This is a genomic window from Leucobacter celer subsp. astrifaciens (genome assembly GCF_001273835.1).
In the GTDB taxonomy this organism is placed as follows: domain Bacteria; phylum Actinomycetota; class Actinomycetes; order Actinomycetales; family Microbacteriaceae; genus Leucobacter; species Leucobacter celer.
The window spans coordinates 99,443-112,852 of record NZ_JHEI01000141.1 but is presented as its reverse complement, the minus strand read 5'-3'; the positions used below and the strand labels follow the sequence as shown (position 1 = coordinate 112,852).

The following is a 13,410-nucleotide window of genomic DNA, read 5'->3' as shown; positions in this document are numbered from 1 at the left end:
CCCCCGATCTCAGCCGACGTGCGCAGCACGGAGGACGGGCAAGGTGCAAAAGCGAAGCGGAGCTTCGCGCACCGACGGTTGAGCGGAGCGCCGAAGAAACGCCCCTCCGCCGGTTGAGCGGAGCGACGCAGGAGCGCAGTCGAAACCCGAAGCCCGCACCGTTTCGACTCGCTCCGCTCGCTCGACCAGCGCGGAATCTGCTGCATCGCACCCTTGATTTCGACTCCGCTCAATCAGCGGGTGCGGGATGGCTCCATCGCCGCTGTGCTGACGGAGGCTCCATCGCCTCTGTGCAGACGGAGGCTACATCGCCTCTGTGCAGACGGAGGCTACATCGCCTCTTTGCGCAGCTTGCGACGCTCGCGCTCGGAGAGACCGCCCCAGATGCCGAAGCGCTCGTCGTTCTCGAGCGCGTACTCGAGGCACTCGGAGCGCACCTCGCAGCTCTCGCAGATCCGCTTCGCCTCGCGGGTCGAGCCGCCCTTCTCGGGGAAGAACGCCTCGGGATCGGTCTGCGCGCAGAGGGCGTCGGTCTGCCAGGCAAGCGCCTCGTCTTCCTGGCGTACACCGGGAACTCCGAGGAACACCGGATCGACGAACCAGTTGCCCGGAACCGGGGTGTGCGGCGAATCGCTCAACGATCGCTCCTTCCTCTGGTCCGGGTTCGCGCGAGCTGCGCGACGATACTCACACAATTACACCGTTGTGATTCGTTCAAGTCAAGCTGGAAATCATAAACCCTCAATGGGGGCTTGAGGTTCGAAGACACGCTGGCGTGTCGCGATTGTGCTCGATTTCGGTCGGCGGGTGCCGCGGTATCAAGATCGCGAACCGAGTTCCGGCCGCTTCGGAGAGCGCTCCGGCGCTCGTCCGCGCCCCGAACGCCACGTCCGCACCGCTCCCCGCCCAGGGGTCGCGCCGATCGACCCGCCGAGGATAGACCCGCTGAGGATCGACATCGCAGAGCATCGACCCGCGAGGATCGGCACCGCGCATCGCCGGAGCCGGAGCGGCCGCCCTAACCCCAGATGACGAGCATGCGGTAGGTCATCACCGCGACCGCGAAGTGCACCACCGAGAGCACCAGATTCGCCCAGCGAGTGCGATCGAGCAGGGCCCAGAAGCCGGCCCCGAGCGGCAGCAGCAGCGCCACGATGAGGTACATCCAGAACTCGAGCGGATCCCCCGTGGCGTGATTGCCGGAGAACGGCGCCGCGATCGAGATGATGATCTGCGCGATCAGCAGGAGCGCGATGAGCAGCGTCGCCCCCATGGTGATGTCGTCGGGCACCCGTTTGCGCAGCGCCGCGACCAGGCACAGCACGGCCGCGACGAGCGCGAGCGCGATGACGGCGATGGCGTACCAGAGGATCATGCCGCGCCCCCGTCGGTCTCGCGTTCCCCGCCCGCTCCATCGGCCTTCGCATCGGGCGTCGGGAAGTTCGTGACGACGCGGGTGCGCCCGCGTTTCACCTCGATCAGTCCGATCAGTCGGCCGTCGGGTGCGATCGCCGCCACGAGCTTCGCGTCCGGACTGGTCTCGGGATCCAGTTCGAGGCGCTTGCCGTGCCCGAGATCCACCGTCTGCTGCTCGGTGAGCCGCAGCTCCGGGAACAGCGTGCCGGCCACTTCGGCCGGCGCGAGCAGCGAGACCGGACCGCCCTCGACGAGGCGTTCCGTGCTCGCCGCACCCGAGATCCCGAACGGCCCCACCTCGGTGCGCCGCAGCGCGATGAGGTGCCCGCCCACGCCCAGCGCGGCGCCCAGGTCCCGCGCCAGCGCTCGGATGTACGTGCCGGACGAGCACCGCACCGTCGCGTCGACGTCGATGACCGGCGCCCCGTCCGCCGCCGCTGCGCGCGGCTCGCCGATCTCGAAGGCGTGGATCGTCACCGGCCGCTTCTTGAGCTCGACCTGCTCGCCCGCGCGCACCCGGTCGTAGGCGCGGCGGCCGTCGACCTTGATCGCGCTGACCGCGCTCGGCGCCTGCTCGATCTCGCCCGTGAGCTCGGCCACGGCGGCCGCGATGCGCGCGGGATCGGCGGCGAGCGCTGCGATGTCGGCCGGATCGGCCGTGCTCACCGCGTCGCCCTCGCGATCATCGGTGACGGTCGCGATGCCGAGCCTGATGGTGGTCGTGTAGGTCTTGTCGAGGCCGACGAGGTGCGTGAGCAGGCGGGTCGCCGGTCCGGCGCCCAGCACGAGCAGGCCCGTCGCCATCGGATCGAGCGTGCCGGCGTGGCCCACCTTGCGCGTGCGGAGCGCACGGCGCGCCTTCGCGACGACGTCGTGGCTGGTCCACCCCTCGGCCTTGTCGATCAGCAGGATCGCCCCCTGCTCGGGAAGCGCGGTCGAGGGATCGTTCGTCACCCCACCAGCCTACCGCCGGGCGCCGCGCTCACTCGAGCAGGCCGCGCTCCCTGGCCACCGCCACCGCCCGGCTGCGGTTGTCGGCGCCGAGCTTGGCGATGACGTGCGCGACGTGCGTCTTCACGGTCGCCTCCGAGAGGAAGAGCTCCCGCGCGATCTCGCGATTCGATCGGCCCTCGGCGAGCAGGGTCAGCACCTCGGCCTCCCGGCCGGTGAGCCTCGCCTCCGGGTCGGCGCGGCGTGCGCTCACCCGGTGCGCGAGCTCGGGGGCCAGCACCGTGCGGCCGGCGGCGGCATCGGCGATCCCCGTCAGGATCATCGCGGTCGGCGCGTCCTTGAGCAGGTAGCCGGCCGCGCCCGCCTCGATGGCACGCAGGATATCGGCGTCGCGATCGTATGTGGTGAGGATCAGCACCGCGGGGGCTCCCACGGTGCTGCGAATGCGAGCCGTCGTCTCGATCCCGTCGATCCCCTCGCCGAGGCGCAGGTCGCAGAGCACCACGTCGGGACGCAGCAGGCCGGCGGCGGCCACCGCCTCCTCGCCGCTCGCGGCCTCACCCACCACACGTGTACCGGGCGCCGCCTCGAGCACCGCGCGCAGCCCCGTGCGCACGATCGGGTGGTCGTCGACCAGCAGCACCGTCGCGATCACGGCGAATCCCCGCGATCGCGCGGCCCGTCGCCTGCTCCGGCGTCCGGGCCCTCTCGGCGTCCCGGCGCGTCGGGCTTCGGCATCTCGGGCTTCGGCGCGTCGGGCTTCGGGACGCCGGGACGCAGCCAGGCCGAGAGCGCGGTGCCCTCCCCGGGTTCGCTCTCGATCTCGAGACCGCCGCCGAGCTCGCGCAGCCGGGCCCGCGCCTCTCGCAGCCCCACCGACGCGCCTCGGCCGCCCGCCTCCCACTCGGGCACCGAGAATCCTCGCCCGTCGTCGACGATGTCGAGCCGCACCTCGTCCCCGAGTTCCCGCAGCTCGATCCCGACCCGCTTCGCCCCGGCGTGCACCCGCACGTTCGCGAGCGCCGTCTGCAGCGTGCGCAGCAGGGCCACCTCGGCGGGGGTTCCGAGCGGACGCATCTCGTCGGCCTGGAACGTCGCCGTGATCCCGCTCTCCTCCTCGAAGCCGTCGACCAGGCGCGCGAGGCCCTCGGTGAGCGCCTGGGCCTCGAGCTCGACGGGCAGCAGCGCCCGCACGATCCGCCGCGCATCCTCGGCGCCGCGGCGGGCGACCGCGTCGATGCGGGTGAGCGCCTCGTCGGCCGCGCTCCCGCCGTCTCCGTCGCTCCGGGCGACGGATGCAGCGCCCCGGGCGAGCAGGCTGATCGAGGTGAACTCCTGCGCGATCGTGTCGTGGATGTCCCGCGCGATCCGGGTCCGCTCCTCGCTCGCCCCGGCCTCCCGCTGCACCCGCGCCAGCTCGGTCTGCAGCTCCTCAGTCTCGCGCCGCGCTGCGACGAGCGAGGCGATCAGGCGCCGGTGCTCCGCGTCGTCCGCGAGCAGCACGGTGTAGGCTCGCGCGATCCCCAGCGCGAAGGCGCCCCCGATCGCCGGCCCCAGCACCTCGGCGAGGGTGATCCCGCCGCGCTGCACCCAGGGCGCCGCGATCGCCGCCGCGACGACCCCGGCACCGAACAGCGCACCGGCCGCGCCCCGCAGCACGTGTCCGCCGATGAGCAGCAGTGGGAACGACACCCACACGAACTCCGGCGATATCGCCAGCGACAGCAGCCACACTGCGGCGAGCGCGAGCAGCCAGCCGCGCACCGCAGCCCCGCTCGCCCAGCGGCCCGCGGCGAAGACGCCGAGCAGCGCGGCCGCGGCGAGCGCCGCGCCCCAGACCGGGGCGCCCGACTGCATCGCCCGCACCGCGGACACGGAGACGAGCACCACGAGGATCGCGTGGAGCCCGAGGCGGGCTACGCGGAGCATGCGGGTGTGGTCTGCGGAGTGCGGCACACCTCGATTCTGGACGATCGCCCGTGCCCCCGCGAGCCGCGAGCGCGGATCTCACCATTTCGGCCGATGCGCGTACGGGCGCCGCCGGGAATGGTGGAAGGGTGAAGAAACCACTGCATCATCTGCTCGTATCCGCTTTCGTCTACGCCGGTCTCGGGGCCGCCTCGGGCCTCTTCTACCGGGAGTTCACCAAGCTCAACGGCTTCCCCGAGAGCGAGTTCACACAGCTCGGTCTCGCGCACACCCACCTGCTCGCCCTCGGGTTCTTCCCGTTCCTCATCCTGCTGGGGCTCGAACGGCTCTTCCGCCTCTCCCGATCGCGCAGGCGCTTCGCCTGGTTCCTGGGCCTCTACCACGCCGGTATCGTGCTCACCTCTGCGATGCTGATCCTGCACGGCTCCCTCACCGTGCTCGGCCTCGAGTCCTCGAAGATGATCGCCGGCATCGCGGGCCTCGGCCACATGTCGATCACGGCCGCCATCATCCTGCTCTTCTTCGCGCTGCGCGCCGCGATCCGTCGCGAGGAGCCCGCCGCGCAGGATCCGGTTCCCGTCGCTGCCTAGACTGGTCGGGTGGAGAAGGCGGCGATCGGGCGGGCGCTCATCGAGTGGTACGCACGAGCGGCTCGGGATCTGCCCTGGCGCGATCCCGCGACCAGCCCGTGGGCGGTGCTCGTCTCCGAGTTCATGCTGCAGCAGACGCAGGTGGACCGAGTGCTGCCGCGCTGGACCACGTGGATCGAGCGGTGGCCGACACCCTCCGCCCTCGCGGCCGAGGAACCGGGCGAGGCCGTGCGCGCCTGGGACCGCCTCGGATATCCGCGCCGGGCGCTCTGGCTGCACCGGGCGGCCGTCGAGATCGCCGAGCGGCATGAGGATCTCGTGCCCTCCGACGTGGAGCAGCTGCTCGCGCTCACCGGCATCGGGCCGTACACGGCGCGCGCTGTCGCGGCCTTCGCGTTCGGCGAGCGGCACCCGGTGGTCGACACCAACACCCGGCGCGTGCTCGCGCGGGCCCTCCACGGCCGCGCGGCTGCGGGCATGCCGACCCCGGCCGACCTCGAGGACATGGAGGCGCTGCTGCCCGAGAATCGGGCCGAGGCCTCCGTCTTCAACGCCGCCGCGATGGAGCTCGGCGCCGTGGTGTGCACCGCACGAGCCCCGCGCTGCGGCGACTGCCCGATCGCCGACTGGTGCGAGTGGCGCGGCGCCGGCTACCCCGACAACGCCCCCGCGAAGCGGCCGAAGCAGGCGAAGTTCGAGGGCAGCGATCGGCAGGTGCGCGGGCGGATCATGGCGCTGCTGCGCCGCACCGAGGGCCCCGTGACCGTCGAGCGCGCCCTCGAGGCCGGTGCCGACGGCGGCGTGCGCGATCCGGAGCAGCCGCGACGCGCCTACGACTCGCTCATCGCCGACGGGCTCGTCGTGGAGCTCGACGGGAGCGCGCGGCTGCCGTAGCCGGAGCGGCCCTGCAGAAGATCTGGGATCTGCAGAACATATGGCCGGCCTCGCCCAAAATCGCAGGTATACCGCAGATTGCAGATCTACCGCGGCTGCGGGTCCAGCGGCTGCGGGTCCGGCGGCTGCGGGTCCGGCGGCTACGGCCCCGTCGGCCTAGATCCAGCCGCGCTCCTCGGCCATCAGCACCGCCTGCTGGCGGCTCTCGAGCGCGAGTTTGCCCAGCACCGCCGAGATGTGGTTGCGCACCGTACCCGGCGCGAGCGACAGCGCGCGAGCGATCTGCGAGGTCGTCTCGCCCCGCCGCCCGACACGCAGCACATCGAGTTCGCGATCGGTCAGCGGGCAGCGCTCGTCGCTGAGGGCGTCGGCGGCGACCTCCGGATCGACGTACCTGCCTCCCGCGGCGACGCGGCGGATGACCTCGGCCACCTCGTCCGCCCCGCGGGACTTGGGCAGGAACCCCGCGACCCCGGAGGCGAGGGCGCGGCGCAGCACCCCGGGGCGCGCGTGGCGCGTCACCACCACGCAGCGCGTCGTCGACGTGCGACGGAGACGCGCGGCTACCTCCACCCCGTCGAGGCCGGGCATCTCCAGGTCGAGCAGGCAAATGTCGGGCTGCAGCCGGACGGCCTCGGCGACCGCCTCCTCCCCGTCGGCGCACTCCGCCACGATGTCGATGTCGTCCTCGAGCCGCAGCAGCGCGGCGAGCGCCGAACGGATCATCGCCTCGTCATCGGCAAGCAGCACCCGGATCATCGCGCCTCCTCCGTCGTCGTGTCCCGCGCCGCGGCGGTCCCCGCGGGTACCGTCACCACGACCGCGAACTCGCTCTTGCCGCGGCGCACCTCGACGGTTCCGCCGGCTTCGGCCACCCGTCGTGCGATGCCCTCGAGCCCCGACCCGCCTTCGTCCGCGTCGCCGCCCACCGGCCCCTCGGCCGCGAGATGGTTCGAGATCTCGTAGCGCCACGACGATCCGGAGCGGACGAGCGCAAGACGCGCCCAGCGCCCGCCGCCGTGACGCAGCACGTTCGTCGTGGTCTCCCTGATGACCGGGCCGAGCACCTCCGCGGGCGCGGCCTCGGTTCCCGGATCCACCAGCGCCTCGGCCTCCGTCCCCGCCGCTCGCAGCAGATCGACCGCGTTGGCGAGTTCGTCGCGCAGCGGCGCCGAGCGGAAGCGCATGGCCAGATCGCGAGTGCCCTGGCGCGCCTCGTCGACACTGGATCGCGCCGCACGCAGCTGCTCCAGCGCCGCCTCCGGATCCTGCTTCACCATCAGCCGCTCGGCGAGCTCCAGCTGCAGTGCGATCACCTGGAGGTGGTGCCCCTGCAGATCATGAACGTCGGTGGCGACGCGCAGGCGCTCCTGCGTCGCTCCCAGACGCGCCTCGGAGACGCGGGCCCGGTCGAGCGCGACGAGCACGTCCCACCACCACAGCGACAGCACGGTCGTCACGGGGATGAACAGGCAGAAGAAGCCCAGGAACCAGCCTCCCCTGCTGCCGAGTTCACCCGCGAAGAGCGTGTTCGCGTCGATCACCCACAGCACGGCGAGCAGAGCGGTCGCCGCCGCGACCACCCGCACCCGCACGCCACTCGGCCAGCGCAGCAGCAGGCACGACTGCACGACGGGCATGGCCCCGATGATCCAGAGCCCGGTGGCAGCCCCCGCGACGACGCCGCACACGGCCGCAATCACGAGCGGCACGATCACCGACCACCGGCGCGCCCCCGGCGCCGCATCGGTGTGCCGGTACTGCAGCAGCAGGGGAACCGTCGACACCCACCACACCAGTCCGGCGACGCCGACGGTCAGCATTCGGGCGGGGCCGGATCCGGAAGGCGCTCCCAGCCAGATCATGACGAGCATCCCCTCGAGGAACATCACGCCCGCCGCCGTGTACCACCAGGTGGCCGCGATCCGGCGCGAGAACCGGGCCGCCGTGGCCGCCGCCGCCGAGGGGCGGTCGACGACCGACTCGACCTGTTTGCTCATCCCTCCACGATAGGCCCATGACAGATGTCACCCGTGTCTCGTGCGGAACTCCCGAGCAGAGGTGACAGTGCGGCACTTCCGGGCGGTGGCGCGAGGCGATGGACTGGATTCACACCGCGGGAGAGGTCACGAGGCCGATCCCGCAGCCACCGACAGGAGAGCACCATGAACCTCATCGACACCTTCCAGGACCTCGTCTCGCGCGTACCGGAGATCGTGCAGCCCCTGATCGTCGCGCTGGCCGGCGCCGTCCCCTTCATCGAGGGGGAGGGCGCGGCGAGCATCGGGATCATCGGCGGCATCCACCCGGTCATCGCCGTTGCGGCGGCGATCATCGGGAACTTCGTCTGCGTCGCCGCGCTCGTCGTGCTCGGATCCGGCGCACGCCAGGCGGTCGTCACCCGCAGGCGCAAGAGGGAACTCGCACCGGCCGGACTCTCCGGGGCGGAGGCGGCCACCGGCGCGGCGCGATCCGCGCTCGAGCCGGCACCCGCCGCGGAGGGCGACCGCGCCTCGGCACGGCGCGCGAAGTTCCAGCGCGCCTTCGAGCGCTACGGCGTGCCCGGTGTGAGCCTGCTCGGACCGCTCCTGCTGCCCACCCAGTTCACCGCCACGATGCTCGCCACCGCCGGCATCGGCAAGGCCCGGATCCTGATCTGGCAGGCGATCGCGATCATCGGCTGGACGACGATCATCGCGGTTCTCGTCAGCGGCGTCGTCCACGCCGCGAGCTGACCGCGGCCGGTCGAGCGAGCAAGGGATCCGGTGCTGGTTTCGACTCCGCTGCGCTCCGCTCGACCGGCGGGTGGGTGCGGTTCAGTGCACAGGTTCTCGGCGCGAGCGGTCAGTCGCGATCCTCGTCGTCGATCAGGTCGTCCCCGTCGAGGCCATCGGTGTCCATCTCGCCGTCCTCGAGCTCGCGCGGCTTGACGTACGGATCGGCCTCGCCCGCGTACTTCGCGTTCGCGGCGAGCGACGCCGCTTCCTCGTCGCGGCGCTTCGCCTCGGCGAGCAGGTCGTTGAGATGCTGCGCGCTCTCCGGCAGCTCGTCATGGATGAACTCGAGGCTGGGGGTGAGCCGGGTGCCCAGCTGCTTGCCGACCTCGCTGCGCAGCATGCCGGTCGCGGCCTTCAGCGCGGCTGCGGAGTCGGTCTGCTCCTGCTCATCGCCGTACACCGTGTAGAAGATGCTCGCGTGCTGCAGATCGCCGGTGACGCGCACGTCGGTGATCGTGACGAAGCCGAGGCGCGGATCCCGCAGCCCCTTCTCCAGCCTGCGCGCGATGATCTGCTGGATGCGCTCTGCCACCTTGCCGGCCCTCGGATTGCTCATGCGCTCATCCTACCGCCGCTCGACCCGCCATCCGCGCGTCAGTAGATGTCACTAAACCGGAGAAATGGCAGCAACTACTGGCGCGCGTAGCGGAGGGTTCGCGGGGCCCGGTCCGAGCCGCAGCAGTGGTTGCAGTCCACTCGGCGGGGGCGCGTGAGATGATGTGCCGGTGGGCGTGCGGGAGGAGAGCGAGCAGCGGTTGCGCGATCTGGTGCTGCTGCGCCGGGTTCGGGATCGCATCGACCGCGAGTACGCGGAACCGCTCGACGTGGAATCGCTCGCGCGCGGGGTCGGATTCTCGGCCGGCCATCTCAGCCGCGAGTTCAAGGCCGCCTACGGCGAATCGCCCTACAGCTACCTCATGACCCGACGCATCGAGCGCGCGATGACCCTGCTGCGGCGCGGCGATCTCAGCGTCACCGAGGTCTGCTACGCCGTCGGATACGGTTCCCTCGGCACCTTCACCACGCGATTCACCGAGCTGGTGGGCATGCCACCCGGCCGATACCGCCGCGAGGGGCCTCCCCCGCTCGTCGGCCTCCCCGGCATCGTCACGATGCGCGCGACCAAACCGGTCAGGAATCGAGAAGTTCCGCCTTCCGCTGCCGACTAGCGTGGCAGCCATGAAGATCAACATTCTCACCACGTTCCTGCCCCACACCGACCCGGAGGCCTCGCTCGCGTTCTACCGCGACGTGCTCGGCTTCGAGGTGCGGGGCGATGTCGGATACGAAGACATGCGCTGGATCACGGTCGGACCGGCGAGCCAGCCCGACACGCAAATCGTGCTGACTCCCCCGGCGATCGACCCCGGCCTCACCGACGACGAGCGCCGCGTGGTGCTCGAGCTCGTCGCGAAGGGCGCCTACGCCTCGGTGGTGTTCGCCACCGACGAGCTGCAGCAGCTCTTCGAGAAGGTCGAGGCGTCCGGCGTCGACGTGATGCAGGAGCCCATGGACCAGGACTGGGGCACCCGCGACTTCGCCTTCCGCGACCCCGCGGGCAACACGGTGCGTGTGCAGCAGCTCGGCTGAGCCGCGGTCCCGTCCCCGAAAGCGCCGTCGACGTCCGAGCCGCTCTCCGAGTCGCCCGTCTCGGAGAGCGGCTCGTCGTTGTCGTGGTGATTCGACGGGAGACCGCACAGGGGCACCCAAAAGGGCGGGGAGGATCGGCACTGCGCCGATCCTCCCCGCCCTTCCGACGAAGGCCGTTCCGCTAGGAGCGGGGCTTCTCCACCATCTCGGTGGTCTCGATCTCGTCGCCGATCTGGATGTCGTTGTACTTGCCCAGACCGATACCGGCCTCGAAGTCGGTCTTGACCTCGGTCACGTCGTCCTTGAAGCGGCGCAGCGACTCGATGGCCAGACCGTCGGCGATCACGACGCCCTCGCGGATCACGCGCGCCTTGGCGTTGCGCGTGATGGTGCCGCTGCGGACGATGACACCGGCGATGTTGCCGAACTTCGACGAGCGGAACACCTCGCGGATCTCCGCCACACCCGACTGGACCTCTTCGTACTCGGGCTTGAGCAGGCCCTTGAGCGAGTTCTCGATGTCGTCGAGCGCGTTGTAGATGACGTTGTAGAAGCGGATGTCGATGCCCTCGCGCGCAGCGCGCTCGCGAGCCTTGACATCGGGACGCACATTGAAGCCGATGACGATCGCGTTGTCGATCGTGGCGAGATCCACGTCCGACTCGGTGATCGCGCCGACACCGCGGTGCAGGATGCGCAGCTGCACCGAGTCATCGACCTCGATCTTCATCAGCGACTCCTCGAGCGCCTCCACGGCACCCGAAACGTCACCCTTGATGATGAGGTTGAGCGACTCGACCTTGCCGTCCTCCAGCGCCTTCGTGAAGTCCTCGAGGCTGATCCGCTTACGCGCCTTGGCGAGCTGAGCGTTGCGCTCGACGGCCTCGCGCTTCTCGGCGATCTGGCGGGCCGTGCGGTCCTCGGAGGTGACGATGAAGTTGTCACCCGCACGCGGCACGCTCGACAGACCCTGCACCTGCACCGGTCGCGAGGGCAGCGCCTCGAGCACAGGATCGCCGTTCTCGTCGCTCATCGCGCGCACGCGGCCGTAGGCCGTGCCGGCGACGATCGCGTCGCCGACACGCAGCGTGCCCGACTGGATGAGCACGGTGGCGACCGAGCCGCGGCCCTTGTCGAGCTTGGCCTCGATGGCCACGCCGCGCGCGTCCTTGTCCGGGTTCGCACGCAGGTCGAGACCGGCGTCCGCGGTCAGCAGCACGGCGTCGAGCAGTTCGGTGATGCCGACGTTGTTCTTCGCCGAGACATCGACGAACATGACGTCGCCGCCCCACTCCTCGGACACGAGACCGAACTCGGTGAGCTGCTGGCGCACCTTCTCGGGGTTCGCACCCTCCTTGTCGATCTTGTTGACCGCGACCACGACCGGCACGTTCGCCGACTGGGCGTGGTTCAGCGCCTCGATCGTCTGGGGCATGATGCCGTCGTCCGCCGCGACCACGAGGATCGCGATGTCGGTCACCTGCGCACCACGGGCACGCATGGCGGTGAACGCCTCGTGACCCGGGGTGTCGATGAAGGTGAGCGCGCGCTCGACGCCGTCGTGCTCGGTGTGCACCTGGTAGGCGCCGATGTGCTGCGTGATGCCACCGGCCTCGCCGCCGCCCACGTCCGCCTTGCGGATCGCATCGAGCAGTCGCGTCTTACCGTGATCGACGTGACCCATGACGGTGACCACCGGGGGACGCGCCTGCAGGACGTCGTCGCCCTCGTCTTCGAGCTCGGCATCGATGTCGATGTCGAAGCCCTCGAGCAGCTCGCGATCCTCGTCCTCGGGGGAGACGATCTGGATCTTGTAGCCCAGCTCGTCACCGAGGATCTCGAACGTGGCCTCGTCGAGCGACTCGGTCGCCGTCGCCATCTCGCCGAGGTGGAAGAGGATCGTCACGAGGTTCGATGCGCTCGTATCGATCTTGTCGGCGAAGTCGGAAAGCGACGCACCGCGACGCAGACGGATCGGCGTGTTGCCGTCGCCGCGGGGAACCTGCACGCCGCCGATCGACGGCGCCTGCCGCATCTCGAACTCTTGCCGCTTCGCCCGCTTCGACTTGCGCGCCTTGCTCTTGGAGCCGCCGCGGCCGAAGGCACCGGCAGTTCCCGCACCGCGGCCGCCACGGCCGCGACCGGCGAAACCGCCACCCGGACGGGGTCCGGCGAAACCGCCACCTGCACCGGGAGCGCCACCGCCGCCACCGGGACGGTTGAAGCCGCCGCCACCGGCGCCGCCGCCGGGACGACCGCCGCCACCCGGACGACCGGGGCCACCGGGACGGCCGCCACCTGCACCTGCGCCCTGCGGGCGCGGCGCGGGCCGCGGGATGTTCCCGGGGTTGGGTCGACCGCCGGGACGGCCCATGCCCTGGCTGGGCGCGAACGGGTTGTTCCCCGGACGCGGGGGACGCGGGATGCCCATGCCCTGGCTCGACGCGAACGGGTTGTTCCCCGGACGCGGGCCGGCGGGCTTGGGCGCGCCGGGCTTGGGGCCCGACTTCGAGACGGGCTTGGCAGCCGCCGCGGGCTTCTGATCCTCGTCGGCAGCCTTCGGTGCCGCGGGCTTCTCCGGCTCGGGGGCCGGCTCCTCCGCCTTGGGGGCGGCCGGCTTCGGGCCGGGCTTCGGGCCGGCGGGCTTCTTGGCCGCGGGCTTGGGCGCCGCGGGGGCGTCATCCCCCTTGGGCTTGGCAACGCCGTCCGCCTCGAGGGCGGCCTTGACCTTGCGCGCCACCGGGGGTGCGACGCTCGACGAGGACGCCTTGACGAACTCGCCCATCTCCTTCAGCTTGGCCAGCACGACCTTGCTATCGACACCGATCTCCGCAGCGATCTCGTGTACGCGTGGGTTAGCCACTTTTCTCCTGTCTGGGTTCACGCCAGACAGGCGAGAACCATGATTAACGGACGGGTCTCATTTTGAGCCGCTCATTAGTTGTCCATAAGTGTTTTCAGCCTGTTCTCTATAGGGCCAGCATCGGGCTTCCCCGATACTTTCAGCGCACGCGAAAAGGATCCGCGCGACACTGCTTGATCCAGACAGCGAGCCGTGGGATGCACCCAGGCTCCCCGCCCGGGAAGCACAGCACGATCATCGGCGATCAGTCGCCCATCATGCAGTACCACCCGCAGCAGTTCTGTGCGCGAGGCACGCTTGCGACACGCGACACAGGTCCGAACCGAATACATCTTACCAGCTTCCCACTTTTTACTCTTCCCAGGGAATCCGCTCTCGGCGAGCGAGTGCCGGAGGAGCC

The 13,410-nt window shown here is 70.8% G+C and carries 15 protein-coding genes; 5 read left to right on the top strand and 10 right to left on the bottom strand.

The annotated features are described in order from the left end of the window. Window positions 1-329: 329 nt before the first annotated feature. From AMS65_RS13980 to AMS65_RS13960, 5 genes are all read right to left on the bottom strand, one after another. On the bottom strand, window positions 330-638 hold the full coding sequence (locus AMS65_RS13980; RefSeq protein ID WP_075201013.1) for a WhiB family transcriptional regulator: 309 nt from the start codon (window positions 636-638) through the stop codon (window positions 330-332). A 380-nt stretch (window positions 639-1,018) separates the two neighbouring features. Continuing rightward, window positions 1,019-1,375, bottom strand: coding sequence for a hypothetical protein (locus AMS65_RS13975; RefSeq protein ID WP_053384789.1), 357 nt, complete (start codon window positions 1,373-1,375; stop codon window positions 1,019-1,021). Further along, complete coding sequence (truB, locus tag AMS65_RS13970) at window positions 1,372-2,370, bottom strand: tRNA pseudouridine(55) synthase TruB (RefSeq protein WP_053384788.1); 999 nt, start codon at window positions 2,368-2,370, stop codon at window positions 1,372-1,374. Before truB ends, AMS65_RS13975 begins: the two co-directional genes overlap by 4 nt. A 28-nt stretch (window positions 2,371-2,398) precedes the next feature. Beyond that, window positions 2,399-3,022, bottom strand: coding sequence for a response regulator (locus tag AMS65_RS13965; protein WP_053384787.1), 624 nt, complete (start codon window positions 3,020-3,022; stop codon window positions 2,399-2,401). Next, window positions 3,019-4,323: a sensor histidine kinase gene (locus AMS65_RS13960; protein WP_241489459.1), complete on the bottom strand. Its 1,305-nt coding sequence runs from the start codon at window positions 4,321-4,323 to the stop codon at window positions 3,019-3,021. The genes AMS65_RS13965 and AMS65_RS13960 overlap by 4 nt, the downstream gene beginning before the upstream one ends. 101 nt (window positions 4,324-4,424) lie before the next feature. Here AMS65_RS13960 and AMS65_RS13955 point away from each other — a divergent pair, with 101 nt between their 5' ends. Beyond that, entirely contained in the window at window positions 4,425-4,886 is a 462-nt protein-coding gene (locus tag AMS65_RS13955) for a DUF2871 family protein (RefSeq protein ID WP_241489458.1), read from the top strand. 9 nt (window positions 4,887-4,895) lie between these two features. Next, complete coding sequence (locus AMS65_RS13950) at window positions 4,896-5,780, top strand: HhH-GPD family protein (protein WP_083451715.1); 885 nt, start codon at window positions 4,896-4,898, stop codon at window positions 5,778-5,780. 156 nt (window positions 5,781-5,936) lie between these two features. Here the strand turns inward: AMS65_RS13950 and AMS65_RS13945 are convergent, their stop codons facing one another. Both AMS65_RS13945 and AMS65_RS13940 read right to left on the bottom strand, forming a co-directional pair. Continuing rightward, complete coding sequence (locus tag AMS65_RS13945) at window positions 5,937-6,539, bottom strand: response regulator transcription factor (protein ID WP_053384785.1); 603 nt, start codon at window positions 6,537-6,539, stop codon at window positions 5,937-5,939. Next, window positions 6,536-7,780 carry a sensor histidine kinase gene (locus AMS65_RS13940; RefSeq protein WP_053384784.1) on the bottom strand — a complete coding sequence of 415 codons (1,245 nt, stop codon included), beginning with the start codon at window positions 7,778-7,780 and terminating at the stop codon, window positions 6,536-6,538. The genes AMS65_RS13945 and AMS65_RS13940 overlap by 4 nt, the downstream gene beginning before the upstream one ends. Before the next feature lie 165 nt (window positions 7,781-7,945). On the opposite strand from AMS65_RS13940, the gene AMS65_RS13935 reads away from it, so the two are divergent. Then, on the top strand, window positions 7,946-8,515 hold the full coding sequence (locus AMS65_RS13935) for a hypothetical protein (protein ID WP_053384783.1): 570 nt from the start codon (window positions 7,946-7,948) through the stop codon (window positions 8,513-8,515). Window positions 8,516-8,624: 109 nt separating this feature from the next. On the opposite strand, the gene rbfA is transcribed toward AMS65_RS13935, so the two are convergent. Beyond that, window positions 8,625-9,113 carry a 30S ribosome-binding factor RbfA gene (gene rbfA, locus AMS65_RS13930; protein WP_053384782.1) on the bottom strand — a complete coding sequence of 163 codons (489 nt, stop codon included), beginning with the start codon at window positions 9,111-9,113 and terminating at the stop codon, window positions 8,625-8,627. 169 nt (window positions 9,114-9,282) lie between these two features. On the opposite strand from rbfA, the gene AMS65_RS13925 reads away from it, so the two are divergent. Both AMS65_RS13925 and AMS65_RS13920 read left to right on the top strand, forming a co-directional pair. Beyond that, window positions 9,283-9,726: a helix-turn-helix transcriptional regulator gene (locus tag AMS65_RS13925; RefSeq protein WP_053384781.1), complete on the top strand. Its 444-nt coding sequence runs from the start codon at window positions 9,283-9,285 to the stop codon at window positions 9,724-9,726. 10 nt (window positions 9,727-9,736) lie between these two features. After that, window positions 9,737-10,147 carry a VOC family protein gene (locus tag AMS65_RS13920; RefSeq protein ID WP_053384814.1) on the top strand — a complete coding sequence of 137 codons (411 nt, stop codon included), beginning with the start codon at window positions 9,737-9,739 and terminating at the stop codon, window positions 10,145-10,147. 181 nt (window positions 10,148-10,328) lie between these two features. On the opposite strand, the gene infB is transcribed toward AMS65_RS13920, so the two are convergent. Both infB and AMS65_RS18810 read right to left on the bottom strand, forming a co-directional pair. Continuing rightward, on the bottom strand, window positions 10,329-13,010 hold the full coding sequence (infB, locus tag AMS65_RS13915; RefSeq protein ID WP_053384780.1) for a translation initiation factor IF-2: 2,682 nt from the start codon (window positions 13,008-13,010) through the stop codon (window positions 10,329-10,331). A 74-nt stretch (window positions 13,011-13,084) separates the two neighbouring features. Continuing rightward, window positions 13,085-13,342, bottom strand: a complete 258-nt coding sequence (locus tag AMS65_RS18810; protein ID WP_075201012.1) for a YlxR family protein — start codon at window positions 13,340-13,342, stop codon at window positions 13,085-13,087. Between the last annotated feature and the right edge of the window lie 68 nt (window positions 13,343-13,410).